Source organism: Bradyrhizobium lupini (assembly GCF_040939785.1).
In the GTDB taxonomy this organism is placed as follows: Bacteria; Pseudomonadota; Alphaproteobacteria; order Rhizobiales; family Xanthobacteraceae; genus Bradyrhizobium; species Bradyrhizobium canariense_D.
On the sequence record NZ_CP162553.1, the window covers coordinates 2,165,409 to 2,187,044 of the forward strand.

The window sequence follows — 21,636 nt, forward strand, 5'->3', positions numbered from 1 at the left end:
CGACAATAGAACAATGGGAGGCGTCATGTTGCGAATTTTGCGTAACAGTGTTTTCGGGCTGGTTTTCCTCGCAACGCTGTTGGGCGCCGCACCTCCCGCCTCTGCCGCTTATCCCGACCGTCCCGTGCACTGGATCATCGGCTTCTCCGCCGGCGGCCCGGTCGACATCGTGGCGCGGATCATGGCGCAGTGGCTGACCGACCGCTTCGGCCAGCAGTTCATCGTCGAGAACCGCACCGGCTCGGGCGGCAACATCGCGGCCGCTGCCGCGATCACCTCGCCGCCGGACGGCTACACGCTGCTGTTCGTCGCGCCCAACAACGCGATCTCGACCTCGCTCTACAAGAAGCTGCCGTTCGACTTCCTGCGCGACACGGTGCCGGTCGCCAGCATCATGCAGCTCACCAACATGCTGGTCGTCTCCAACGCGTTCCCGGCCAAGACGGTTCAGGAGTTCATCGACTACTGCAAGGCCAATCCCGGCAAGATCTCCTTTGCCTCGTCCGGCAACGGCACCTCGGTGCACATGTCGGCGGAGCTGTTCAAGGTGATGAGCAAGTGCGACATGGTGCACGTGCCCTATCGGGGATCTGCGATCGCCTTCCCCGACATCATCTCCAACAAGGTGCAGCTGATCTTCGACAACCTGCCCTCCGCGATGGAGCAGGCCAAGGGCGGCAATGTCCGCGCGCTCGGCGTGACCTCGCCGCAGCGCTGGCCGAGCGTGCCCGATGTGCCCGCGATCGCCGAGACGTTGCCCGGCTTCGAATCGGTCGGCTTCTACGGCATCTCCGCGCCGAAGGGCACGCCGGCCGACGTGATCGAGATCCTCAACAAGGCCGTCAACGAGGCGCTGAAGGACCCGAAGCTGGTCGCGCGCCTCACCGAGACCGGCGGCATCCCCAAGCCGATGACGCCGGCCGAGTTCGGCAAGCTCGTCACCGACGAGACCGAGAAGTGGCGCAAGGTGGTGGAGTTCGCCGGCGTGTCGGTGGACTAGGCCTGCGGAACTGCCGCGCGCCTGCAGCGCGCCAACGCGACATCGGAGGGGATCGGAAGACCCCTCTCCAACAAAATGTGCGAAAACAACCCCATGCACAGTAGAAAGATCTTGGCATTACAAGGGGTTACAGAATCGAAAACCGAGCCCCCTGGCGCGATTGCCAGAGGGCGGGGACGAAGGCTCGGCGAGATGGGCTTGCGCCGTCGGGCAAAACAGGACTATAAGGGCATCATCGCCAATTTCGGTTATTCAAAAATCCCAAGGCTTGCCGCGCCAACGTTTGCAACCGCCGGCGCCAGCATTGCACCCCCGCCTCCGTCCCTGTAAACGAACCGCGCACCGTTGCCGGCCGCAGCTTTCGCGGCCGTCTCGCGGCGGGGCCTGTAGCTCAATGGTTAGAGCCGGCCGCTCATAACGGTCTGGTTGCAGGTTCGAGTCCTGCCGGGCCCACCAATGAAAGCACTTTTGTGCGGACCGCTTTGCCTCCCGAACGTTCTTGCATGGCAAAGTGGCTCCCTATGTGAGGTTCAGTTGCGACCAGAGGAATAGACTGCCGGCCGCTTGCGTCCCAAATCCTACAGACGTCTCGAACGGCCGTGGTATCGTACCGCGCAGCAGACTTCGCCGAATGGTAGATCGTCTGAAGAATTCACTGTCCGAACTGGAGTCGCCCACCTGCATGAGGTGCAGGATCGAGATGCGATGGTTCATGTCGAAGCTGGAGCGCCAAGAGCCGGTAACCACGATCGTCCATGGCTTTGTGAGTCCGGTGCGAAGGCGTTGCTGAAACCGAAACCGAGTTCAAGCCCGTCCGGGTTGTCCCTGACAAGCTCGCGGCGCCGAGAGCCGTCGCACACGCGGCCTAAGAAGGTATTACCGCACTGAAGTCCGGAGTACCGAGCGACGAGCAATCCTTCCTCGGAACAGCGCGGCTGGGCGGAACGTTGGCCTTCCATGGAAGCCTTTCTGCACCGCCTCTTCACGGCCAAGTCAGATTTTCCGGTCTGGGTGCGCTACCTCCTCACCCTCGGCCTCGTCGGTCTCGCCTTTTTCGCCAGGGTGATGGCGGATGAATACCTTCGATCCTACCCGCTCCTGCTTTTCATTCCCGCCATCTTCTTGTCATCTGTCCTTTTCGGCCGCGGGTGTGGAATTGTTGCGACAGCCGCGGCCGCCGTTCTCGCCATGACGTACCTCATACCCCGGCCGGCCTCGACCGCCGGGGGACGTTCTGCTCCAGGAGCTCGCACATCGAACGCGGGAACGACCTCGCCACTATCGTATCGATTCTCAGGCTGCAGGCCCGCTCCGAAACCGACCCGGGCGTGCAGAGGGCGATTGCGTCCGCGGTAAGCCGGGTGGACGTCGCAAAGGTTCACGACCGGCTGCGCGAGACGGCGGACACCAGCCGGATCGCGCTGGCCGGACATCGAGTCCTTATGCGCCAGCCTTGCGGATTTTCACCGGGGCGTGCGCACGATCTCGATCCGGGTCCGCTGCGAGGACATCTGGGTGAGGAGTTCGCAGGCGGCCTCGATCGGGCTGATCGTCAACGAACTGCTTCAAGTACGCATTTCCGGAGGGCCGCCGCGGCTCGGTGGAGGTCGAGCTGCGGGCCAAGGAAACCCACGTTCTGGTGTCGGTGAGGGACGACGGAATCGGTTGCTCCGCGGAAGCGAAGAGCGGACTTGGCACTCGGCTCATCAACCTCCTCGCCACCCACATGAAGGGCACCGTCGCGAGGAAGCCTCTTTCGCAAGGCTGCGAGGTGCAAGTCTCGATCGCGCTCGACAGCTGAAGACCGCGAAGCATTTTCGGATTTCCTCTGCAACCATGGACGGCTTGTGACGTAGATGATGTCGGAGCTTGCGAGAACACTATGGTCGATCGATCACCAAAACACGCCGAGGAACTGGACCGATTCCGCAAGCTTCACGCCGAGACGACGGATCCTTTGGCTGCGCGGCTGCTGCAGGACATTATATCCGAACTCGAAGCAGATCTGAATCCGCAGCGGCAGAAGACCGGTTCGAAGGTGGAACGCGGCTAGTTCTCATGCTCCGCCACGGCCGCTTGGATCGCTCGGTCAAGACCATCCAACTGGAAGGGCTTGCGCAGCATCGGTCTATTCTTGAAGCCCTCGGGTATATCTTCTTGCCCGTAGCCACTCGCGAAGACGAACGGAACAGATCTCTTCGCGAGAATTTCCGCGACGGGAGTGCTTGTCGGACCTCCGAGGTTGATGTCTAGGATGGCAATATCGAAGGCCGGATCGTGCGCAAGTCGCACCGCATCCTCGATCCGCCCTGCCTCGGCGACGACAGCGTGTCCAAGCTCCTCGATCATGTCGACGAGCATCATTCGGATCAAGGCTTCGTCTTCGACGAGGAAGAAAGATCGTCTGGGGCGGTTCACGTGGATCCTTGGAGAAGGTCGATGCTCCCGCAGCGGCCGGCACGACGCCCGGAATTCACGAGGGAAACGGATAAACGACCTCGACCGGGGTCGAGGTCGCCAACCTATGGGCTAGGTTTTGCTCCCGGCTGGGGCTTTGGGGGGCAAGGGGGCCGAGAGCAAGGACTCGACGCGGTGGAATGCCGATCGTTCCGTTGCGGATCGACGTAGCGCTCTCAGAACCTCGTCGTACGCGTGATGAGCCTGAGCCTGACTGCTCCGCGAGGCTGATCGGCTGCCTATCGTTGGCAGCCACACGAGGCCCGCTGGAGCGGCAGACTGAACTGTCGATCCATCCAGAATGGCGCCGCCCTTGCGGGCGGCGCCTAGATCATCGATCACCAGCGGCCGGTACCGAAGCTGAAGCCGATGCTCGGCCCGCCTCCGTAATAGCCGTATCCGCGATCGTAATAGCCCGGACCGCCGTAGGAGCCATAGCTCCTGCGCACGACGTAGCTGTCATCGTCGCCGTAGTAACGCTGCACATAGCGGGGACCGCGGGTGCGGAAGCAGCGGCCGTACTCGTTGCAGACCAGGCGAACCTGATCGACGTTTGCCGCCTCCTCCGATCCAACCAGACTGGGATTGAGCGGAGCTGCCGAGGCCGCCGACGCGAGCATGGCGGTGGCCGCAAACGCTACGAGAGCAATAGTCCTCATGTTCGTTCTCCTTGTTGTGACGAGATCAATCGATCTCTTCGATGACGCGACGTTCCTGCGGTTCGACGATGTAAGTCCGGCTATCCCGGTTGATGTACCGGTACTCCCGCAGGCTCGGTGCGTCGCGATAGACCTCCTCGGGGAACGTCTCCACGTCTACGTCTGCCGGCAGGCGCTCACCCCTGCGGATTTCGGTGCGCGCGGTGCTGCCGGTGGTCTGCCGCTCGCGCTCGACGGGACGCGCCTCGGAACGCGCCTTGGCGTGCTTGCGGATCACTTCGCGATCGCGATCGCTGAACGTCACCTTGCGCTGTTCGGTGCGGGCCGGCGCAGCCGCGGTCGAACGACCCGAGTACGGGAGGACCGCGACGATCTGGTAGCTCGAAGGCTCCACGATCACGATCTCGTCCTTCACCAACACGAAGTTGTAGCCTCTGTACTGCGGCACGACCTCGACGACCTCCGCCGGGAGCGGCTGCAAGCGGACATCGCGCGGCACCGCCGTGCCCACCGACAACGAGAAGTTCACGTTGTTGAGGGGCTGCACGTTCAGATGCGAAATCGACGTGCTGATCCGGGTCCGTTGCTGATCGTTGATGTTCACCGACGCGTTCACGTTGGTGTTCGAGGAGCGATCGGCCGTGTTCTGCTGATTGTTCGGCTGCTGCGCCGTGTTGGTCGAACCGCTGCCCGCCGGGGACTGTGCCTGGTTGTTGCCCGGAGCAGGCGGATTGGCGCTCTGCGTCTGGGTATTCGTGTTCGAAGGAGAATTGGTCTGCGCCTGGTTGGAAGGCGTAGTTGTCTGATTGGACGGCTGATTGGTCTGAGCCTGGTTGGTCGAGTTGTTCGAGGCAGGCGCCTGCGTGGTGTTGGTGCCGGTACCCGAATTGGACGGCTGGCCTGCAGCGGTCTGACCGCTCGAGGACGGCGACTGCGTCTGGGCCGAATTCGTCGAAGGATTGGCGGACTGTGCGGATCCCAAAGATGAATTGGTCGGCGAAGTCGACGGCGTCGTGGATGTGGAATCCTGCTGACGAGACGGCGGATTGGAGTTCGACGTGCTCGGAGAAGACTGGGCAAAAGCGGAAGTCGCGATCGCGACTGCAGCGGTGGTAGCCAAAAATAAACGCTTGTTCATCTGAACCTCCTTAATGCGGACGTCGGACAACCTGGGGCGAGACGCGTGGTTCCATTCGGGGAAAACTAGGCAATTGCGCGAGATGTGCATTTTCTTTTATCCCGAAATTGTGCAAATCGTGAGAGTGGGAACTTCGGTCGCGCAGCGTCGTTGGCAATGACTACTTACGAGTCATTTTCACTTTGAGGAGAACACCATGAAGAAGCTTATCGTGTGCGGCGCTCTTGCCGCTTTCGCCCTCGGCACGCAGGCCGCCAGCGCCGCCGAGTTCTACATCGTGCGCGATGCCACCACCAAGAAGTGCACCATCGTCGACACCAAGCCGACCACAACCACCACGACGGTCGTGGGCGACGGCGTCTACAAGACCAAGGTAGAGGCAGAGTCCGCGGTCAAGACCACGAAGGTCTGCACCGAGCAGTAATAGTCGCGACGGCGGTAAGAGCCGTTTAAGCATTCTGACAACGATTGGAGGAAAAAATGCCCGTACTGATTTTGTGGGCCGTTCCAGCCGTCCTGGTTGTTGGCGGCGTCGGCTATTTCCTGGTTCACATGCACTGAGCGGATGACCCCGCACGGATGAACGGCCCGCCCAATGATTTGGGCGGGCCGTTTTTCATTGCGCCAGATCGGTACACTAGCCCTGTGGGCACAAAAAAGGGCCCCGTAATGGGGCCCCAATTCGCCGAGAGCACTCGTCGCGCTTAGTTGTAGTCCGAATATTTGAACTGCGGTAGCGCCTTCAACTGCTCCTTATTGCCGCTCATGACGGCGTGGTCAGGAACCCAATCGTTCGCGGTGCGGTTCGTCGTGGTTGTGGACGCGGTCCCGGTCGTGGTGGTGTCGCGGGCCGGGGTCGACGTGCCGCTCGAGCTCGTTCGAACCGGCTCTTCAACGAACTTCAGCTTGTCCATGGAGACCGCGATGTCGTGCTCGCCCATGCCGAGGAAGCCACCGATGCCGATAACCACCGCGTTGATCTTGCCGTTCTTGTCGACGAGCAGTTCGTTGACATCGCCGAGCTTCTCGTTGGCCTCGTTGTAGACGTTCAGGCCCATCAGCTTCGAGGCGCGCCAATTTCCCTTGAACGCCATCTTCGCATCGGCGGGGTGGGCGGTGGCCGCCGGCGCCGTGCGATCGACGGGCTGAGTGGATTGCGCGAAAGCAGCGCCGCCGATCACAGCAGTGCCAAGCAACGCGACGGCAAGGAAGCTTTTCATGGATTATCTCCTCCAACGTGAGCCGCATCCGTTCGGATGCGCGGCTTCAACGCCCCGAATTACCGCTTGTTCCCGACGGGGAACGGATTGCCAGGATTCGATCGCGCCTGTCCGACAAACCAGCCGCGCAATAGATCTCTCACGCGAGGCGTCCTCTGCGAGCGACCAAGTCGCGATATCGGGCGTCGTACTCCTTCGCCATCCGGCTTGCGGCGAAGCGCTCCTCGAACCCGGCGCGGACCACTCGTCTGTCCAGCCGGCCCAGTTCTTTCACTGCTCTGATCGCCTGCTCCTCACCGTCGACGATGAAGCCCGTGACGCCATCCTCCACGACTTCCGGTACCGAGCCTGATCGATAAGCGATCACGGGTGTCCCGCAGGCCATCGCCTCGATCATCACCAGACCGAACGGCTCGGGCCAATCGATCGGAAACAGCAGGCCCGCTGCGTTCGCGAGAAACGGCTGCTTCTTCGCGTCGTCGACCTCGCCGACGAGCTGAACCGCCTGGCCATCGATGTTCGGCTCGAGCTCGTTCTTGAAGTAGGCCGTCTCCGCCCGAGGGATCTTGGCCGCGATCCGCAGCGGCATCCGGGCCGCGCGCGCGATTCGTATAGCGTCCTCCGGACCCTTGTCCGCCGTCAGCCGCCCCAGAAAGGCCAGGTACGAACCTGGTTCGTAGGAGGGCCTAAACATGTCCTTGGGCAGTCCGTGCTGGATCGTCGCGATCCAGTTCGCTTCCGGAAGCGGCCGACGCTGGTCGGCGGAAATCGAGACGAATGGAGCGTCCGCAAAGGCACCGATTACCTGGGGCAGGCCGGGCAGATCGAGCCGACCGTGCATCGTCGTCAGGAAAGGCACGCCGGTCCGGCTCAGCACCGGAAGAGGCAACCAGTCGACGTGGGAGTGGATCACGTCGAAGTCGCGCGCGCTCGGCGATGGCCTCGATCAGAAGCGCGCAGGCGGCGTTCGGATCCGCACCCTTCCGCCCCAGGCGCAACGCGCGCGGCCACACCGCGTGGAGCTTTCCCTTCGTCTTCGAGTCCCCGCTTGCGAACAGGGTGACGTCGTGCCCGGATTCGACCAGTTCGTCCACCAGCCAGGCTATCACACGCTCGGTGCCGCCGTAGAGCTTTGGAGGTACGCTCTCGGCCAAGGGAGCAAGCTGGGCAATCCGCATCGGCTAGGCCCCGAACACGGACCGCAGGACCGTGACGATCCCAGCGGAAATGAGGGATGAAATCGCAAGCAGCGTCCAATTGGGCCTCGTGCTTCCACGGACCACGCGCGCTGCGAGCGTCTTCACGATCGTCAACATTCGTCTGGAGGAAGCCGCTGCAGGTAGGCTATCCCAAGCCAGCGAGTTCTTCGGTATCGCTCTCTCGCGCTTCCGACCTGCTGTGGAGGTGGCGCTCCAGAAGGCAGCGCCGGCTGTCATGCGCATCGACCTCGGGGTGCCGCGCCCGATACACCGTCCAGGCGGTCTCCGTGGCGTTCTTCAAGACGACTTCGTCGACCATACTTACTCTCTCCGGAGACCGAACCCAGTCGCTGCCAACTCAAGGCAATCTGGAAGGTTTCCAGTTTTTCCCGGAAGTATACGAAAGGAGGTGAGTCAGGAGGCGAGGATCCATTGCCCCCTCGCCGCGGGGGTGCAGCTGCAACCATTGCCTATTTTTCCCGTTATCGACAGGGCGCAGCAATGTGAAAGGAATCTCGATGAAGAAGATCGCGATGTCGGCGCTGCTGGTCGGCGCTCTTGGTCTGTCCTCGGTGGCCGCCACGTCTCCTGCAGAAGCCCACTGGCGAGGGGGCTGGGGACCGGGCATCGCCGGCGGCCTGTTGGCCGGCGCTGTGATCGGCGGGCTTGCCTCGTCGGCGTATGGATGGGGACCAGGTTATGGCTACTACGGTGGCCCCGGCTACTATGGAGCGGGCTATTACGGCGGACCCTATGCGTACGACTACGGGTATGACGAGCCGTATCGCTGGGGTGGCGGGTACGCCACCACGACTTACTACACGGCGCCCGTGTCCTACGGCTACCGCTACCGTCGAGTCGTGCGACCTGCATACGCCTATTACCGCGGATCCTACCCGGTCGTTCGGCACCGCTGGCATCGCCACCACTGGTGAGAGCGGTCCGTCTGAACGCAACGAAGGCCGCGCACCCGAAGGCGCGGCCTTTTCTTTCCGCTTACCACAATCCACCGGAAAAACGGGTCGTGCCGTTCGAAGGCAAGGCGTCGTTCGGGCGCTCTCGTCGCCGGCCTCGTCGAGCGCTTTGGATGCGGGCGCGCCTGTGATGCGATGCGTCCGGGCGGTTCTTTCTTGACCTCGGGCTACGGGTGGCGCAGCCGCGCGGAGAACGAGGGCGAAGCGTGGTGTCCGGCGTAGATTGAACGAAGTGAGAGCGAAGACGGACGAACTGCTGCGAGGCGGGCGAAGGCGGCTGCAACATCAATTGCTTGGGCCGCCACCAAATTTTTCGGTGGGCCGGCTGATTTTGTTGGTGCTAGACATGATCAATATCACGACACCGTTGCGACACGCGATGTCCGCGAGCGCATCCAGCGGCGGATGTGTGGCGCCGCTTCGGCCTCTTTCACACCTGCCTCTCTCATTTCGGGACTGACCATGCGCAAGCTTCTGGCAATATTGCTGATCTCGTGCTGGGCCAGTTTGGCTTACGCACAAAAGGCCGACCTCATTGTCACGAACGCAAAGCTCGTGACGCTGGATCCCGCATCGACGGTCGCGCAGGCTCTCGCAGTCCGCGACGGCAGGATCGTTGCTATTGGCGGCAACGATGCCGTGGAAGGCCTGATCGGGCCCGCGACGCGCCGGGTCGACGCAGGTGGACGCACCATCATTCCGGGATTGATCGATTCCCATATTCACGCCGTGCGCGCCGGCCTCACCTACGCAACCGAGGTCAACTGGATCGGCGCAAAGACGATTCCCGAGGCCATGGAACGCTTGCGCCAGGCGGCAACAGCGCGCCCGGCATCCTGGATCATCGTGGCCGGCGGCTGGAGCGAATTGCAGTTTACTGAGAAGCGGCGGCCAACGCTCGCCGAGGTGATGGCGGCCGTTCCCGACAATCCGGCTTACATCCAGCTGTTCTATTCGGCGGTGCTGATGACGCCAAAAGCGCAGCAAGCCCTCGGGATGTCCGCGGATCAGTTGCCGGCCGGTATCACGACTGAGCGCGCCGCATCGGGCGACGCCACGGGGTGGCTCAACGGCTCCATCGTCAGTATCTCCGCGCTGTTCGATCGGCTGCCGAGGCCGAATTTCGAAGAGAATGTCGCCGGGACCCGGCAGTTCTTCACGGAGCTCAATCGTCTCGGCGTGACCGGGATCGTGGATCCCGGCGGCTTCAGCATCTATCCCAGCCACTACGCGGCCTTGCAAAAGCTCTGGCGTGACAAATCATTGTCGGTTCGCGTTGCCTTCAGCCTGTTCGCCCAGAATGTCGGCGCGGAATTCGACGAGTACAAGACTCTCACGCCGTTCCTGCCGATGGGATTCGGCGACGACATGCTGCGGTTCAACGGACTAGGCGAGCGGATCACCGGCGCCATGTACAACAACAATGCGCCTGACGCGGCCGCCAAGGACAAGTTCCGCGAGATCATTCGCTGGGCGGCCAAACAAGGGCTGACAGTCACCATCCACTGGCAGGAAGACAAATCCGTCCATCACCTCCTGGACCTCTATGACGAGGTCAACAAGGAGACGCCGCTCGCGCCGTTGCGCTGGTCCATCGCCCATCTCGACAACACCTCGCCCCAAACGCTGGCGCGCATGAAAGCCCTTGGTATCGGCTGGACCATGCAGGACGCGATGTATCTCGGAGGTGACCGTATCGTGGCGCAGGTCGGCGAAGCCGCCCGCAGCATGCCACCCCTCGTCACGGCGTTGCGCATGGGAGTCCATGTCGGGGCCGGCACGGATGCGCATCGGGTCGCATCCTACAATCCGTTCGTGGCGCTGCAATGGATGCTCGACGGCAAGACCGTCGGCGGACTCTCGACGCGCGGCCCGGACGAAACACCCAGCCGCGAAGATGCCTTGCGCCTCTACACCGTGGGAAGCGCGTGGTTCTGCTTCGACGAGACGCGGCGCGGCACGCTGGAGACCGGCAAGCTCGCCGACTTCGCGATTCTCGATCGGGATTTCATGTCCATCCCCGTCGAGCAGATCGGCGCCACGGCGTCTCTGCTGACGGTCGTGGGCGGCAAGGTCGTCTACGCAGCGGATGCTTTCTCGAGCGCAAAATAGAGCTGAAGGCTTGTTGTTCAAGGCGGCTGTCGGCTTACCGGCGCGATTGCATCTTTGCGCGGTTTCCGCAGGTGGCCATTTCGCACCAGCGACGGGATCTGTTTTTGGTGCGATCGATGAACAGCCAGTGGCAGTCGTGCTGTGGACATCGTTTCAATCGGTCGAGTTCGTCGCCGCGCAGCAGGTCGACCGCAGCCCAGGCAAGCGGACCAAGGATCCGGTCCCCGTGCGTGAATTCGATGGTGGCCGGCGAGCCGGTCAGCAATGCGGCCGTGAAGGTACGGGCCGCAACGTCATGGATCACCCCCAAGCCCAGCGCCGGCGGTTCGTCGCCGTCCGCGATCGCAGCGCCTACCTGGTCGATCGCGTTGCGCAGGCGCCGGCCATCGTCGGCCAGCACCGCCCGCTGCCTTGCATTAGGCGAAAAATCGACGCCCACCAGTCCAGCATCCCTTGCCCAGGCCAGCATTCCCTCGGCGTCGCGCAAGTGATCGGCCTCTTGGTCCGTGCCGCGCCAGCTGATCGTGTTGGCGAAATCGAGCGCCAGATTCCCCGCTACGCGGTGAAGCGGCGGCGGTCGATCGGCGATGCTGCGCAAACGCTTCACGTCGGACGTTCTTCCCAAGGCCGGAGCAGCGCCATCGCGGCGGCCACCAGCATGAGGGCAGCGCCGCCGATCTCGAGCCAGCCGATCGCCTCGCCGAACAACCACGCACCGGTGCCAAGCGCGATGATCGGAGAGACAAAGGCATACAGACCTGCGCGCATCGTACCCCATTCACGCAGCAGCACGAGATAGATCGTATAAGCCACGATCGTTCCGAGCAGCAACAGGAACAACAGGCTGCCGATTGCCGCCGGAGTGAGGAAAGCGTCGAGCGTGTCTCTCGATACGGGTTCCAGCACCAGCGAAAGGCCGAGCAGGGCGGCGCCGCCGATCGCCGCCTGCACCATCGTCAGCGCCAGGGGCTTCACCGGACCGACCAACGGACGCGCGACCACGCTGCCGACGCAATAGCTCACGGTCGCGGCGACGATCGCCGCGAGCCGAAGGCCGCTCGCATCGGACCCGGCCCCGAGCCGCGCCCAGAACAGCCCGATGACACCGACACAACCGATCGCGAGCACGACGGCATGATGCCAGGTCGGCCTCTCCTCGCCGGTCAACGCGGCGAGGGCAAACAGCAGGACCGGAATCAGGGTAAGGTTGACCAGCCCCGACAGCCCTGATGGCACGTGCTGCATCCCCCAGAACAGCAAGCCGTAGGTGCCGGTGTTGACCAGCAGAGCTGAAACGATCGTTGGCCGTGCGCGGCCTTCGGCGAATGCGGCGCCGGCGCCACGCACTCCGATGGCCAGCAGTGCGGCCGCCAGCAGGTATCGCGCGGCGGCGAGCAGCAGCGGGGGCAGATCGCCGAGCCCGACCTTGATGGCGGCCCAGGTCAGCCCCCAGATCAACGACATTGCGGCGAAGAGGACAAAGTTGCGCACCGTCGTGCTCAGCGCATGCCGTACCGATCGACCAGAACGCGGTGGATTTCCACCCTTTGAGGGAGTTCGATCAGGAGTTCGGGATCGCGGTCGAGGTGATGCACCTTGGTCGGCTCGGCCTTGGTGAAGGCAGTCATTGCCTGCATGTCGGACCAGTAAGAGATGGTCGTGAACCATGTCTCCTCGTCAAGGTCCTCGCGCAGCAGCTGGACGCCGAGCGCCGTCTTCTCGAGCGGCGGAATGCCTTCAGCGCGCAGATATTGCTCGTAGCTGTCGGCGATGTCCCGCCGGGTACGACCACGCCAGATTCGTGCGATGGAAGGATTGGTTGGCATGCTTGCTTCCTCCTTTAGGCGGCGAAGGGACACCAGCGCGGCGAAGGCCGCGCCGTGGGACGATCAGGCATTGACACGCGCAAGGAAGGCGCGGACCAGGGGCAGCGCCTCATCGAAATGCGTCTCGAGCAGCCAGTGTCCGGCGCCGTCGAGCAGGTGCAGATCGACATCAGGCAAGTCGCGGCGATAGGCGCGGGCGGACTCGGCCGGCATGTATCCGTCTTCGGGGCCCCACACCACGAGCGTTGGAGGACGGTGCTCGCGCAGATACGCCTGATAGCGCGCGAACCAGCCGAGATTCTCCTCCAGCTTCTCCATCAGCCCGACGCAGACCTGTCGGCGCACTGGCGTGTCCATGAGTGGCCAATGAAGCTTCCAGAGGTCGGGCGGCACCCGGGCAGCGACGTCGTCCGTCACTTCGCCAACGAACTCCGCACGGAAGCCATCCTCGCTCACGGCCTCCTCGAGCGGCCGGTGCCTCGCCGGCGTCTTGTCGGCCCACCAGGCCTTGATGGTCGCGTATTTCGGGCCCAGCACATCCTCATAGATATCGCCGTTCTGGATGATGAGCGCGGCGATCCGCTCGGGGTGAGCGATCGCGTGCCTTAGCCCGATCTGGGAGCCGTAATCGTGGAGCCACAAGGCGTATCGTCCGAGGCCGAGCGCATCGGCGAGGCCGGCCAGCACGTCTGCATAGGCGTCGAAATCATAGGCGAATTCCGACGGGTCGGGCGTGCCGCTGTAACCAAAGCCCGGCCAGTCGAACGCGATCGTCCGCCACCGGTCGGCGAGCGCCGGCATCAACCGGCGGAACTGGAAGGAGGAACAGGGATAGCCGTGCGGCAGCAGCAGGACCGGCGCGCCGGCGCGTCCCGCTTCGCGATAGAAGATCGACATCCCGTTCAACGCCAAGCGCCGGTGCGTGAGCCCGCTCGCCATTCGGGCCTCCATCGTCTTTACACCACCTAAATGCATTTAGGCGGTGAACGTTCCGAGGCTAGGGAGCCGTGTGGCGACGAACAATCGGCGCGATCACGCGCCATCGTTGTGCGGGTGGTGCCGCAGCCGACATGAGCGTAGGGCTTATCTGGCACCGTTCGGCTGTTCCGCTGGGCTGCCCACCAGAAACGCTGCGTGTTCTCGCCGAGAACCCGCCCATACAATGCTCAATCAACCGCTCTTTCGCGGCAGGAGCCGTCCATGACCAATGAAAAAGGCCCCAACATCAAGAAGAAGCAGAAATGCAAGAACTGCGAAGGCAAAGGCCTGCTCAAGAAGGGCGACAAGGTGGTGAAGTGCCAGCGCTGCAAAGGCACGGGCGTGCGGTGATGATGAGGTGATGGCCTCCAATGCGGACGGCGTACTTTCCCAGGTTGCGCAGGCTCGCGACTGACGTGCACCGCATCTGACATCACGATTGGCACTTCCTGCGGCAAGACGCGTTGCGGTCTTTTCGAGGGAGCTGCAGATGACCAAGACCGACACGGAGGGCGTAAAGACCGGGACACCGCCGACGGGTTCGGCGGCGCTCAACCCCGGGGACGAAGCCGCACCGGGGACGATGGGCACCGGCGAAGATGTGTGTCCGGATTGCCATGGCAAGGGGCGGATCGACGGCGCGCCCTGCGCGACGTGCGGCGGCAGCGGGACCGTGATCCGGGCCGTCGGCGGGGCCTGAGCAAAGCGCGGGCCGCGCGGCGCTTGAGCCCGGCTGTGGCTTTCGATCGCGGCTTCATTGTTCCAGCAACGAACGGCCCTCGCCCGTGTTTTCCGGATGCGAGACACAATGAGGCGCGCCATGACCAAGGATGCCGGACTGAAGCCCGACGATTTTCCCATCGAAGCCGACAAGGACAAGCTCAGGACCCACAAGGGCGAGCCGGTGGCCTCGGCCGAGTCGGAGAAGATCGCGGATCAGATCGCCGAACGGCTGAACGAGCATGCTCACCAAGAAGAGCAGGATCGTTGGTCGGCCTAGGCAATTCGCCTTGCCGACACCCATCCGGAAAGAGCAACGGATAGTTTGTAGGACCGAGCTCGCAGGAACGACGTCGTTGGAACGACCTGGGGCCGTTGCGTATTGGGCCGCGCCGGGTCCTTGCGATTCCGGCAATGGCGGCCTCGGCTCGAAGCCCCGCCCCCGGGCCACAGGCCGGGGCCGCCTGACGGGGGATCGGCCCGGCATCTCAGGCCGTCTTGGAGGACTGCGCGAGAGACCATGGAGGCGCCCACACCAGGGATGCAAAACCCGCTTCGACAGGCGCGGCTCTACGGCTACCTGATCGAACGCGAGGGCGCGCTGTTTCATCCCGGCGGCAGCCACCCGCTGTGCAGCGCGGGCATGACGCGACGCATGATCGAGGCGGGCTGGCTGGTGAAAGCCGGCGATCGCTACGAGTTGACGCCGCAGGCGCAGGAACGGATCGCCCCGCGTGCGATGAGCTCGGGATGACTCATCGTCGCTGTCGCGGGATTTCCGCTCCCGCCCAGGAACAGGTGCGTGCCGAGATCTTTGCCTCGGCACGGCATGTGACGACGTCAAGCACAGGAGCGGACATGAAAAAGCTGGTTCTCGCAGGGCTCGTTGCGGCTCTCGCATTCCCCTCTTCCGCATTCGCGCAAGGCGGCGCGGGTGCGTCCAGGACCGGGTCGAGCATCGACTCCTCAGGCACCGGCGGCACGACGGGAGCGGGAGCCTCCGGCCTCAACACGTCATCGGACAACAATGGCGGCGGCGCGAACGCACCGGCCAAGTCCTCCACGACCCGGCCAGGCGACAACGACACCAGGCAAACCCAGGGCGGTCAGCAGGCCATGCCGGGCTCAGGCTCGACGGGAGCGAACCGCAAATAGGCGCGCCGCGAACCGCTGACCGATTGCCCTCACGCAAAAGGCCCGGATGATGATCCGGGCCTTGTCTCGTCACCACCAGGGATCCCAATAGGGCGGTGGAGCGTAGGCGTAAGGCACATAATAGGCCCGCCGCACGACGCGCGGTCCATAATAGCCGTAGGGCGGGCCATAGTAGCGCGGGCCATAATAGGCATCGGCCGCCAGCCCCGCCGCAAGCGCACCGGCAACAAGACCGAAGCCGATGCCGGGACCGCCCCAATGGCCGTGCCAGCCGCCGCGCCAGCCATGGGCTTGCGCCGGCGAGGCCGCCGCCACGAACAGGGCCGAGATCATCGTCAGGACCAAAGCAAGTTTCTTCATATGCGACTCCCAGAACTTGGAAACCGACCGCAAAACGCCAGACCGGAATTGAAGTTTCCGAGCGTTCCGGAAAATTTTGCAGCGAGCCGACGGACGCGAATGCGGCCGCCGGCCGCGCGCGGGCGAGAGCGGCGGCACCCGCCCGCCGCTTCATGCTTACTTGCCGTTGATCGCGATGCGCCTCACCTTCTGTTGTGCCGCCGGTGACTTCGGCAGGGTGACGGTGAGAACGCCGTTGTTGAAGGAAGCCGCGACCTTGTCCTGGTCGACGTCATCGACCGGAATGCGCCGCACGAAACGGCCATAGTAACGCTCGCTGAAGAGACGCTCCTTGTCTTCCGTTTCGCTCTTCTTCTCGCCGCTGATCGTCAGCACGCCGTTTGCAAGCTCGACGTTGACGTCCTTTTCGAGACCGGGAAGCTCGGCGACGACCTTGACTTCCTTGTCGCTCTCGTCGAGTTCGACGTTCGGCCAGCCCATTGCGGTCGAGGAGCCGAACGGACTGAGATCAAAGCTGCGGAAGGCGTCGTCGAACAGCCGGTTCATCTCACGATGAAGCGCAAGCAGCGGGTTGCCGGCTTCGCCGCGCTGAACGGCCATATTGCGTGAGCCGTTGTTCCACGGAATGAGATCGCGTAGTGCCATTGTCGTTTCTCCTTATCTCTTGTCTTGATTGTCGATTGGCGCAGCTCGGCGCGCGGCGAGGGCCACGCACGCGCTGCAAAGCCCGGACGATCAACTCGTCAGGCCGCCTGCTTGTGCTCGATTTCGGATCGGCATTGCCGGCAGCATCGATCGCGATGCGACGCGGCGGAACGGCGGTCGAAACCGATGGTCGAACGCCAGAGGGGAGACATATCGTCGGTTCTCATAACCACATCCTCCTGTGAGCAACATGGATTAAGAGCATCACCGGGGCGAGCCCCGATGGCCTTGCCGGACCCTGCTTTGGCGTCCGGCACCGCACTCGCATGCGGCTGCCAAAAGAATTAGGAGGCGCCGATTTGGTTTCAAGAGCCGGCTGCCAGGCGTCCGGCGATAGCAGCCCGAACCTTTTCGAACGCGCGCATTTCGATCTGCCGCACCCGCTCGCGTGAAACGCCATACCGTGCCGCGAGCTGCTCAAGTCTCAGCGGCGGCTCGGAGAGCCAGCGCGCCTCGAGAATGTCGCGCTCGCGCGGCTTGAGGACGCCCATGGCGCCGGCGAGGGCTTCACGCCTCCGTCTGGTTTCTTCCTGCTCGGCGTACGCGGCTTCAGGACTGGACGCGGGGTCGACGAGCCAGTCCTGGACTTCGCCGCCGTCGGCGTCGCGCACCAAGGCATTGAGCGACAGGTCGCCGCCGAGGCGCCGGTTCATCTCGATGACGTCGTTCTCCTGCACGCCGAGCCGCCGCGCGATCCGGCTGGCGTGCTCGGGGCGGAGATCACCATCCTCCAGGGCGGAAATTTCCGCCTTGGTCCGGCGAAGCTTGAAGAACAGCTTCTTCTGCGCCCCGCTGTTGGCAATCCTGACCAGCGACCAGGACCGCAGGATGTATTCCTGGATCGACGCCTTGATCCACCACATCGCGTAGGTCGCGAGCCGAAAGCCGCGCTCCGGCTCGAAGCGCTTGACGGCGTGCATCAGGCCGACGTTTCCTTCGGAAATGATGTCCGCAACCGGCAGGCCGTAGCCGCGATATCCCATCGCAATCCTGGCAACGAGCCGCAGATGGCTTGTGACGAGATGATAGGCTGCCTCGCGGTCGCCGTGCTCGCGCCATCGCTTGGCGTAGGCGATTTCCTGATCGGGCCGCAGCATCGGAAACTTGCGAATTTCCGCCAGGTAATGTGTCAATCCGCCCTCAGACGACAGCATCGGAACAGTTGCAGTGCTTCCCATTGCCCACCTCTTCGAGTTGGTCTGCTTACGCTCCAAAATCGACATGACAAAAAATGGTTTCGGCCGACGATGTAACGACCGGTGGGGCCGGCGCGTGAGTTTGCGGCGGCTCTGGCCGGGTCACGAGATAGAGCTCGCCCGCCACCAACAGGAGGGCAGCGACGGCCAGGGCCAACATGCCGAGCACCAGATCGCTGTAGTCATCCATGCGCGTTCGAAAGTATGTCGATGTCGAAGATCGGCAGCCATCGCTTTTGGCTGTCCGCGACGTCGAACGTCGTCACCGGAATTTTGTTCCGGACTTTCGGCGCCCCGCCGGGACGCGGCCTCACCCCGCCAGCGAATTCCTCGTCGCGCGAAGAATATCGTCCGACAGCTTGGGATCGTCCACGGCGCGGGCAAGCACGAGGGCTCCCACCATGGAGGCGGCGGCGGCGAGCGCCTTGTCCTCGCGCTGGCGTGGCTTCAGATCGGTGTCCATTCGGCTGCTCAGCAAGCCGATCACGCCGCGCACGCCGGCGGTGAAACGCTGCTTCAGGCCGCCGCTTTGACGTGACACTTCACAGGCGAGCGCAGCGAAGGGGCAGCCGGCGGCGGGATCGTCGCGATGCCCCGGCGAGAGATAGTGCGAAACATAGTCCTCGAGCTCGAAGGCCTCGGGGAATTCCTGACCCTTGGCGTCGATCGCATGGGCCACCGCCTCCTCGACCAGCCGCTCCTTGGAGCCGAACTGGCTGTAGAGGCTGCCGTGCGTCATCCCGGCCGCCTCGGCGAGTGCGTCGACACCGACGCCGGCGATGCCGCGCTCCCGCAGCAGGCGCGAGGCAGTCTCGAGAATATGCTCGCGATTTTTGGCGGCCTGTTCCTTTGAGACGCGCATGGGACCGATCCTTAGAGGCGGGGCTTGACTTTTATAATTACGATCGTCATGTATATCAATAGTTACGATCGTAATCAAACGATTTCAGGCCCGGTAGTGGCGTCGGAGAGGCATTATGAACAGGATTACACCGAAGATCGCGCTAGTGACCGGCGCCTCCTCAGGCATCGGCCAGGCGACGGCGGAGCGACTCGCGAACGCCGGCTACAAGGTGTTCGGCACCAGCAGGCGGGGCGCGCAGGCGGGCAAGCAGGCATTCGAGATGCTGGCTCTCGACGTCACCAGCGATGCATCGGTGGAAGCCGCCGTCGGCGAAGTGATCCGGCGCGAGGGTCGCATCGACCTGCTCGTCAACAACGCCGGCTTCGGCGTTGCCCCTGCCGGCGCGGAAGAGAGCTCGATGGAGCAGGCGCGCGCGATTTTCGAGACGAACTTCTTCGGCCTGATCCGGATGACGCGCGCCGTCGTGCCGCACATGCGGCGCCATGGAAGCGGCCGCATCATCAACATCGGCTCAGTGCTCGGCTTTCTGCCGATGCCTTACGGCGCGCTCTATGCCGCGACCAAGCACGCCGTGGCAGGCTATTCGGAATCGCTCGACCATGAACTGCGCACGCGGGGCATCCGGGTCTCCGTAGTCGAGCCCGCCTACACCAAGACGCCGTTCGACGCGAACTTCATGGAGCCCGACGCCACGCTCGACGAATATCGCGAGGCGCGCGCCGGCGTGACCAAGCGGGTGAACGAGGTGATGGCGACGGCCGAACAGCCCGGCGTCGTGGCCGATGCCGTGCTGAAGGCCGCGAGCGCGGTGCGCCCGCAACTCAAATACGCGGCCGGCAGCCTTGCGAAGCGCCTGCGATTTCTGCGCCGGTTCGCGCCCGCAGCCCTGGTGGATGCCGGAATCCGAAAGGATTTGCGGCTGGATGCGACGGCGGCGCTGCAGCCCGCCCGCACCGCGCGGGCTTTCTGAGGGCCGCAATCTTGCCAGTGCGAAGAACCTTCGGACCGAGAGAAAAAATGAGAGCCCTCGTGTTCAAGCGCTACGGCAAGCCGGACCAGATCGCGTTGGCCGATATCCCGCGGCCGACGCCGAAGCCGAACGAAATCCTGGTCCAGGTTCATGCCGCGGGGTTGAACCCGATCGACAACATGATTCCGAAGGGAACGTTCAAGCCGATCCTGAAGTTTGAACTGCCGGCCACGCTGGGCAGCGACCTGGCGGGCGTCGTCGTCGAGGTCGGAAGCCGCGTGACCCGCTTCAAGCCGGGCGACGCCGTCTTCGCCAGCATCTTTGATCTCGGCACAGGCGCTCTCGCCGAATTCGCGACCGTGCCGGAGGATGCCGCCGCGCTCAAGCCGCCGAACCTGGACTTCGTGCACGCGGCCTCGATCCCGATGGTCGGCCTGACATCGTGGCAAGCTCTTAGGGAGCGCATACGTCTCAAACCCGGCCAGAAAGTCTTCATCCCCGCCGGCGCCGGCGGGATCGGCACGTTCGCGATCCAGCTCGCGAAATATTTCGGCGCCAAAGTGGGGACGACGACCAGCACTGGAAATATCGATCTGGTGCGCAGCCTCGGGGCTGACGAGGTGATCGACTACAAGACCCAGCAATTCGAGGAAGTGCTGCGGGACTACGACGCGGTGCTGGGCACGCTCAGGGGCGATGCGGTCGAGACATCGCTTCGGATCCTGAAGCGGGGGAGCAGGATTGCCTCGCTGGTCGGGCCGCCGGACGCCGCGTTCGCGCGCGACCGCGGGATGAACGTCGTCATGGTGTTCCTGTTCGGATGGCTGAGCCGCAAGATCATTCGCCGCGCCGGCAAGATCGGCGCGGAGTATTCGTTCGTGTTCGTGCACCCGGACGGCAGGCAACTCGCCGAGATCGGCGAGCTTCTCAAGGCGGAGCGTATCCGGCCGGTGATCGACAAGGTCTTTCCGTTCGAACAGGCGAAAGACGCGCTGGCCTATCTCGAAAAGGGACGAGCCAGGGGGAAAATCGTCGTCCAGATGAGATGAGGGCGTGGATCCGCCCCGCGCGCAATCGCCTCAGTCCCCACCCCGCCACCGCTCCGACACGCTCTTGAGCCCACACCCTCGCTCATCGTCGTTTCGAAAACGCAGATGCGTTTTCCGATACGCACGATCGCCCATGTCGGGCCTGATGCAATCTTCTGCATGATACCACATCATCGCTGCAGCGCTCTCATCAGCACGGGAAGACAGAATCCATGATGTCACAATCTGACGAGTCCGCGCCGATGGCGGACATTCCGTACGGTGAGCGGACGAAGATCACCATCGAGCGCAAAGGCCACATCGTGCTGATCGGCATCAACCGGCCTGGCATCGACAATCGGCTGGACCCGGAGGCGACAGAGAGCCTGGCGAGAGCCTACTACCAGTACGATCGAGATCCCTCGCTGCGTGCAGCGGTTCTGTTCGGCTACGGCGAACGCTTCTCCAGAGGTGTCGATGTCGACGCTTACAAGGCATTTGCTCAATCGGGAAAGACGATGATGGAGGGACCCGGCTTCATCGACCCTCTCGGGCGGACCAAACCGGCGCTCACCAAGCCGCTGATTGTCGCGGTGCATGGCGATACCTGGAATATGGCGCACGAAATCTTCCTCGTTGCGGACATCCGCATAGCATCGGAAGACACGGATTTCGGCCAGGACGAGAACACGCACGGCCGCTTTCCCGGCGGCGGCTCAACCGTTCGCTTCCCACGAGAAGCCGGCTGGGGAAATGCCATGCGGTTCATTCTGACGGGCGATCATTGGGATGCGAACGAAGCGCTCCGGATGGGAACGGTTCAGGAGGTGGCAACAAACCGCGACGCCGCTCGCGCGAAGGCCGTCGAGATCGCCGAGAAGATCGCCGCATGCGCTCCCCTCGGCATCAAGACCTCGATTGCGTCCTCGCACCTTGCGCTCGAAGACCCCGAGGCCGCGCTTGCCCAACTTGGCGACCAATATCGTGCGCTGCTCACGACCAGGGACTTCCAGGAAGGGCGGGATGCCGAGGCACAGAAGCGTCCACCCGTTTACGAAGGACGGTGAGAGCTTC

At 63.5% G+C, this 21,636-nt stretch carries 29 protein-coding genes, 1 tRNA gene and 1 pseudogene; 16 read left to right on the forward strand and 15 right to left on the reverse strand.

Going from position 1 to position 21,636, the window contains the following annotated elements; genetic code table 11:
• Window positions 1–25 precede the first annotated feature (25 nt).
• The 5 genes from AB3L03_RS10485 (at window position 26) to AB3L03_RS10505 (ending at window position 3,053) form a co-directional block, all read left to right on the forward strand.
• On the forward strand, window positions 26–1,000 hold the full coding sequence (locus AB3L03_RS10485; RefSeq protein ID WP_368508540.1) for a Bug family tripartite tricarboxylate transporter substrate binding protein: 975 nt from the start codon (window positions 26–28) through the stop codon (window positions 998–1,000).
• Window positions 1,001–1,380: 380 nt separating this feature from the next.
• Window positions 1,381–1,456: transfer RNA gene (locus AB3L03_RS10490), tRNA-Ile, on the forward strand.
• 692 nt (window positions 1,457–2,148) lie between these two features.
• On the forward strand, window positions 2,149–2,649 hold the full coding sequence (locus tag AB3L03_RS10495) for a histidine kinase dimerization/phosphoacceptor domain -containing protein (RefSeq protein ID WP_368508541.1): 501 nt from the start codon (window positions 2,149–2,151) through the stop codon (window positions 2,647–2,649).
• Window positions 2,601–2,801 (forward strand): ATP-binding protein, encoded by a 201-nt coding sequence (locus tag AB3L03_RS10500; protein ID WP_143275127.1) that lies wholly within the window; start codon window positions 2,601–2,603, stop codon window positions 2,799–2,801. Before AB3L03_RS10495 ends, AB3L03_RS10500 begins: the two co-directional genes overlap by 49 nt.
• Before the next feature lie 81 nt (window positions 2,802–2,882).
• Entirely contained in the window at window positions 2,883–3,053 is a 171-nt protein-coding gene (locus AB3L03_RS10505) for a hypothetical protein (RefSeq protein ID WP_368508542.1), read from the forward strand.
• Here the strand turns inward: AB3L03_RS10505 and AB3L03_RS10510 are convergent.
• From AB3L03_RS10510 to AB3L03_RS10520, 3 genes are all read right to left on the reverse strand, one after another.
• Entirely contained in the window at window positions 3,050–3,364 is a 315-nt protein-coding gene (locus tag AB3L03_RS10510) for a response regulator (RefSeq protein WP_240543242.1), read from the reverse strand. The genes AB3L03_RS10505 and AB3L03_RS10510 overlap by 4 nt on opposite strands.
• A 431-nt stretch (window positions 3,365–3,795) precedes the next feature.
• Window positions 3,796–4,116: a hypothetical protein gene (locus tag AB3L03_RS10515; protein WP_085350357.1), complete on the reverse strand. Its 321-nt coding sequence runs from the start codon at window positions 4,114–4,116 to the stop codon at window positions 3,796–3,798.
• Window positions 4,117–4,141: 25 nt separating this feature from the next.
• Window positions 4,142–5,254, reverse strand: a complete 1,113-nt coding sequence (locus tag AB3L03_RS10520) for a DUF1236 domain-containing protein (protein WP_085350356.1) — start codon at window positions 5,252–5,254, stop codon at window positions 4,142–4,144.
• 196 nt (window positions 5,255–5,450) lie between these two features.
• On the opposite strand from AB3L03_RS10520, the gene AB3L03_RS10525 reads away from it, so the two are divergent.
• On the forward strand, window positions 5,451–5,678 hold the full coding sequence (locus tag AB3L03_RS10525; protein ID WP_085350355.1) for a hypothetical protein: 228 nt from the start codon (window positions 5,451–5,453) through the stop codon (window positions 5,676–5,678).
• A 280-nt stretch (window positions 5,679–5,958) separates the two neighbouring features.
• On the opposite strand, the gene AB3L03_RS10530 is transcribed toward AB3L03_RS10525, so the two are convergent.
• From AB3L03_RS10530 to AB3L03_RS10540, 3 genes and pseudogenes are all read right to left on the reverse strand, one after another.
• On the reverse strand, window positions 5,959–6,474 hold the full coding sequence (locus AB3L03_RS10530) for a PRC-barrel domain-containing protein (protein ID WP_085350354.1): 516 nt from the start codon (window positions 6,472–6,474) through the stop codon (window positions 5,959–5,961).
• A 139-nt stretch (window positions 6,475–6,613) separates the two neighbouring features.
• Window positions 6,614–7,652 (reverse strand): annotated as a pseudogene (locus tag AB3L03_RS10535) (glycosyltransferase family 4 protein).
• Window positions 7,653–7,818: 166 nt separating this feature from the next.
• Window positions 7,819–7,992: a hypothetical protein gene (locus tag AB3L03_RS10540; RefSeq protein WP_240543238.1), complete on the reverse strand. Its 174-nt coding sequence runs from the start codon at window positions 7,990–7,992 to the stop codon at window positions 7,819–7,821.
• Between the two features lie 184 nt (window positions 7,993–8,176).
• Between AB3L03_RS10540 and AB3L03_RS10545 the strand changes: the two genes are divergently transcribed.
• Window positions 8,177–8,608 carry a hypothetical protein gene (locus AB3L03_RS10545; RefSeq protein WP_240543239.1) on the forward strand — a complete coding sequence of 144 codons (432 nt, stop codon included), beginning with the start codon at window positions 8,177–8,179 and terminating at the stop codon, window positions 8,606–8,608.
• 501 nt (window positions 8,609–9,109) lie between these two features.
• Entirely contained in the window at window positions 9,110–10,759 is a 1,650-nt protein-coding gene (locus tag AB3L03_RS10550; protein ID WP_368508543.1) for an amidohydrolase, read from the forward strand.
• Window positions 10,760–10,793: 34 nt separating this feature from the next.
• On the opposite strand, the gene AB3L03_RS10555 is transcribed toward AB3L03_RS10550, so the two are convergent.
• The 4 genes from AB3L03_RS10555 to AB3L03_RS10570 all read right to left on the reverse strand — a co-directional run bounded on the left by AB3L03_RS10555 (window position 10,794) and on the right by AB3L03_RS10570 (window position 13,524).
• Entirely contained in the window at window positions 10,794–11,366 is a 573-nt protein-coding gene (locus AB3L03_RS10555) for an ABATE domain-containing protein (protein ID WP_368508544.1), read from the reverse strand.
• Complete coding sequence (locus AB3L03_RS10560) at window positions 11,363–12,217, reverse strand: DMT family transporter (protein WP_247546967.1); 855 nt, start codon at window positions 12,215–12,217, stop codon at window positions 11,363–11,365. Before AB3L03_RS10560 ends, AB3L03_RS10555 begins: the two co-directional genes overlap by 4 nt.
• Before the next feature lie 41 nt (window positions 12,218–12,258).
• Window positions 12,259–12,585, reverse strand: coding sequence for an antibiotic biosynthesis monooxygenase (locus tag AB3L03_RS10565; protein ID WP_085359688.1), 327 nt, complete (start codon window positions 12,583–12,585; stop codon window positions 12,259–12,261).
• 63 nt (window positions 12,586–12,648) lie between these two features.
• The gene (locus tag AB3L03_RS10570) at window positions 12,649–13,524 is read right to left on the reverse strand and encodes an alpha/beta fold hydrolase (protein WP_231188856.1); all 876 of its coding nucleotides are present in this window, start codon (window positions 13,522–13,524) and stop codon (window positions 12,649–12,651) included.
• A gap of 261 nt (window positions 13,525–13,785) precedes the next feature.
• On the opposite strand from AB3L03_RS10570, the gene AB3L03_RS10575 reads away from it, so the two are divergent.
• From AB3L03_RS10575 to AB3L03_RS10595, 5 genes are all read left to right on the forward strand, one after another.
• A complete protein-coding gene (locus AB3L03_RS10575) occupies window positions 13,786–13,914 on the forward strand; it encodes a hypothetical protein (protein ID WP_018455653.1) in 129 nt (42 codons plus the stop codon).
• A gap of 139 nt (window positions 13,915–14,053) precedes the next feature.
• Entirely contained in the window at window positions 14,054–14,263 is a 210-nt protein-coding gene (locus tag AB3L03_RS10580) for a hypothetical protein (protein ID WP_018455654.1), read from the forward strand.
• Between the two features lie 120 nt (window positions 14,264–14,383).
• Window positions 14,384–14,563 carry a hypothetical protein gene (locus tag AB3L03_RS10585; RefSeq protein ID WP_018455655.1) on the forward strand — a complete coding sequence of 60 codons (180 nt, stop codon included), beginning with the start codon at window positions 14,384–14,386 and terminating at the stop codon, window positions 14,561–14,563.
• Window positions 14,564–14,803: 240 nt separating this feature from the next.
• Window positions 14,804–15,037 (forward strand): hypothetical protein, encoded by a 234-nt coding sequence (locus AB3L03_RS10590; protein WP_026232996.1) that lies wholly within the window; start codon window positions 14,804–14,806, stop codon window positions 15,035–15,037.
• A gap of 104 nt (window positions 15,038–15,141) precedes the next feature.
• Window positions 15,142–15,438: a hypothetical protein gene (locus AB3L03_RS10595; RefSeq protein WP_026232997.1), complete on the forward strand. Its 297-nt coding sequence runs from the start codon at window positions 15,142–15,144 to the stop codon at window positions 15,436–15,438.
• A 69-nt stretch (window positions 15,439–15,507) separates the two neighbouring features.
• Here AB3L03_RS10595 and AB3L03_RS10600 read toward each other — a convergent pair whose 3' ends face one another.
• From AB3L03_RS10600 to AB3L03_RS10620, 5 genes are all read right to left on the reverse strand, one after another.
• Window positions 15,508–15,798, reverse strand: a complete 291-nt coding sequence (locus AB3L03_RS10600) for a hypothetical protein (RefSeq protein WP_085350348.1) — start codon at window positions 15,796–15,798, stop codon at window positions 15,508–15,510.
• 156 nt (window positions 15,799–15,954) lie between these two features.
• Entirely contained in the window at window positions 15,955–16,443 is a 489-nt protein-coding gene (locus AB3L03_RS10605) for an Hsp20/alpha crystallin family protein (protein WP_247294622.1), read from the reverse strand.
• 365 nt (window positions 16,444–16,808) lie between these two features.
• Window positions 16,809–17,681, reverse strand: a complete 873-nt coding sequence (gene rpoH / locus AB3L03_RS10610; RefSeq protein WP_247294624.1) for an RNA polymerase sigma factor RpoH — start codon at window positions 17,679–17,681, stop codon at window positions 16,809–16,811.
• Between the two features lie 25 nt (window positions 17,682–17,706).
• Window positions 17,707–17,889 (reverse strand): hypothetical protein, encoded by a 183-nt coding sequence (locus AB3L03_RS10615; protein WP_018455661.1) that lies wholly within the window; start codon window positions 17,887–17,889, stop codon window positions 17,707–17,709.
• 120 nt (window positions 17,890–18,009) lie between these two features.
• Window positions 18,010–18,561: a TetR/AcrR family transcriptional regulator gene (locus AB3L03_RS10620; RefSeq protein WP_368508545.1), complete on the reverse strand. Its 552-nt coding sequence runs from the start codon at window positions 18,559–18,561 to the stop codon at window positions 18,010–18,012.
• Between the two features lie 115 nt (window positions 18,562–18,676).
• Between AB3L03_RS10620 and AB3L03_RS10625 the strand changes: the two genes are divergently transcribed.
• The 3 genes from AB3L03_RS10625 to AB3L03_RS10635 all read left to right on the forward strand — a co-directional run bounded on the left by AB3L03_RS10625 (window position 18,677) and on the right by AB3L03_RS10635 (window position 21,629).
• On the forward strand, window positions 18,677–19,534 hold the full coding sequence (locus AB3L03_RS10625; RefSeq protein ID WP_204513725.1) for an oxidoreductase: 858 nt from the start codon (window positions 18,677–18,679) through the stop codon (window positions 19,532–19,534).
• 47 nt (window positions 19,535–19,581) lie between these two features.
• Window positions 19,582–20,583 (forward strand): NADP-dependent oxidoreductase, encoded by a 1,002-nt coding sequence (locus AB3L03_RS10630; RefSeq protein ID WP_018455665.1) that lies wholly within the window; start codon window positions 19,582–19,584, stop codon window positions 20,581–20,583.
• 302 nt (window positions 20,584–20,885) lie between these two features.
• On the forward strand, window positions 20,886–21,629 hold the full coding sequence (locus tag AB3L03_RS10635) for an enoyl-CoA hydratase-related protein (protein WP_247372485.1): 744 nt from the start codon (window positions 20,886–20,888) through the stop codon (window positions 21,627–21,629).
• The last annotated feature ends 7 nt before the right edge of the window (window positions 21,630–21,636 follow it).

Bases quoted from the DNA above. Each gene is read 5' to 3' on its own strand.
- AB3L03_RS10485 (WP_368508540.1), top strand. From the start codon at position 26: ATGTTGCGAATTTTGCGTAACAGTGTTTTCGGGCTGGTTTTCCTCGCA.
- AB3L03_RS10505 (WP_368508542.1), top strand. From the start codon at position 2,883: ATGGTCGATCGATCACCAAAACACGCCGAGGAACTGGACCGATTCCGC.
- AB3L03_RS10510 (WP_240543242.1), bottom strand. From the start codon at position 3,364: ATGATGCTCGTCGACATGATCGAGGAGCTTGGACACGCTGTCGTCGCC.
- AB3L03_RS10515 (WP_085350357.1), bottom strand. From the start codon at position 4,116: ATGAGGACTATTGCTCTCGTAGCGTTTGCGGCCACCGCCATGCTCGCG.
- AB3L03_RS10520 (WP_085350356.1), bottom strand. From the start codon at position 5,254: ATGAACAAGCGTTTATTTTTGGCTACCACCGCTGCAGTCGCGATCGCG.
- AB3L03_RS10525 (WP_085350355.1), top strand. From the start codon at position 5,451: ATGAAGAAGCTTATCGTGTGCGGCGCTCTTGCCGCTTTCGCCCTCGGC.
- AB3L03_RS10530 (WP_085350354.1), bottom strand. From the start codon at position 6,474: ATGAAAAGCTTCCTTGCCGTCGCGTTGCTTGGCACTGCTGTGATCGGC.
- AB3L03_RS10540 (WP_240543238.1), bottom strand. From the start codon at position 7,992: ATGGTCGACGAAGTCGTCTTGAAGAACGCCACGGAGACCGCCTGGACG.
- AB3L03_RS10550 (WP_368508543.1), top strand. From the start codon at position 9,110: ATGCGCAAGCTTCTGGCAATATTGCTGATCTCGTGCTGGGCCAGTTTG.
- AB3L03_RS10565 (WP_085359688.1), bottom strand. From the start codon at position 12,585: ATGCCAACCAATCCTTCCATCGCACGAATCTGGCGTGGTCGTACCCGG.
- AB3L03_RS10570 (WP_231188856.1), bottom strand. From the start codon at position 13,524: ATGGCGAGCGGGCTCACGCACCGGCGCTTGGCGTTGAACGGGATGTCG.
- AB3L03_RS10575 (WP_018455653.1), top strand. From the start codon at position 13,786: ATGACCAATGAAAAAGGCCCCAACATCAAGAAGAAGCAGAAATGCAAG.
- AB3L03_RS10580 (WP_018455654.1), top strand. From the start codon at position 14,054: ATGACCAAGACCGACACGGAGGGCGTAAAGACCGGGACACCGCCGACG.
- AB3L03_RS10585 (WP_018455655.1), top strand. From the start codon at position 14,384: ATGACCAAGGATGCCGGACTGAAGCCCGACGATTTTCCCATCGAAGCC.
- AB3L03_RS10590 (WP_026232996.1), top strand. From the start codon at position 14,804: ATGGAGGCGCCCACACCAGGGATGCAAAACCCGCTTCGACAGGCGCGG.
- AB3L03_RS10595 (WP_026232997.1), top strand. From the start codon at position 15,142: ATGAAAAAGCTGGTTCTCGCAGGGCTCGTTGCGGCTCTCGCATTCCCC.
- AB3L03_RS10600 (WP_085350348.1), bottom strand. From the start codon at position 15,798: ATGAAGAAACTTGCTTTGGTCCTGACGATGATCTCGGCCCTGTTCGTG.
- AB3L03_RS10605 (WP_247294622.1), bottom strand. From the start codon at position 16,443: ATGGCACTACGCGATCTCATTCCGTGGAACAACGGCTCACGCAATATG.
- rpoH (WP_247294624.1), bottom strand. From the start codon at position 17,681: ATGGGAAGCACTGCAACTGTTCCGATGCTGTCGTCTGAGGGCGGATTG.
- AB3L03_RS10615 (WP_018455661.1), bottom strand. From the start codon at position 17,889: ATGGATGACTACAGCGATCTGGTGCTCGGCATGTTGGCCCTGGCCGTC.
- AB3L03_RS10620 (WP_368508545.1), bottom strand. From the start codon at position 18,561: ATGCGCGTCTCAAAGGAACAGGCCGCCAAAAATCGCGAGCATATTCTC.
- AB3L03_RS10625 (WP_204513725.1), top strand. From the start codon at position 18,677: ATGAACAGGATTACACCGAAGATCGCGCTAGTGACCGGCGCCTCCTCA.
- AB3L03_RS10630 (WP_018455665.1), top strand. From the start codon at position 19,582: ATGAGAGCCCTCGTGTTCAAGCGCTACGGCAAGCCGGACCAGATCGCG.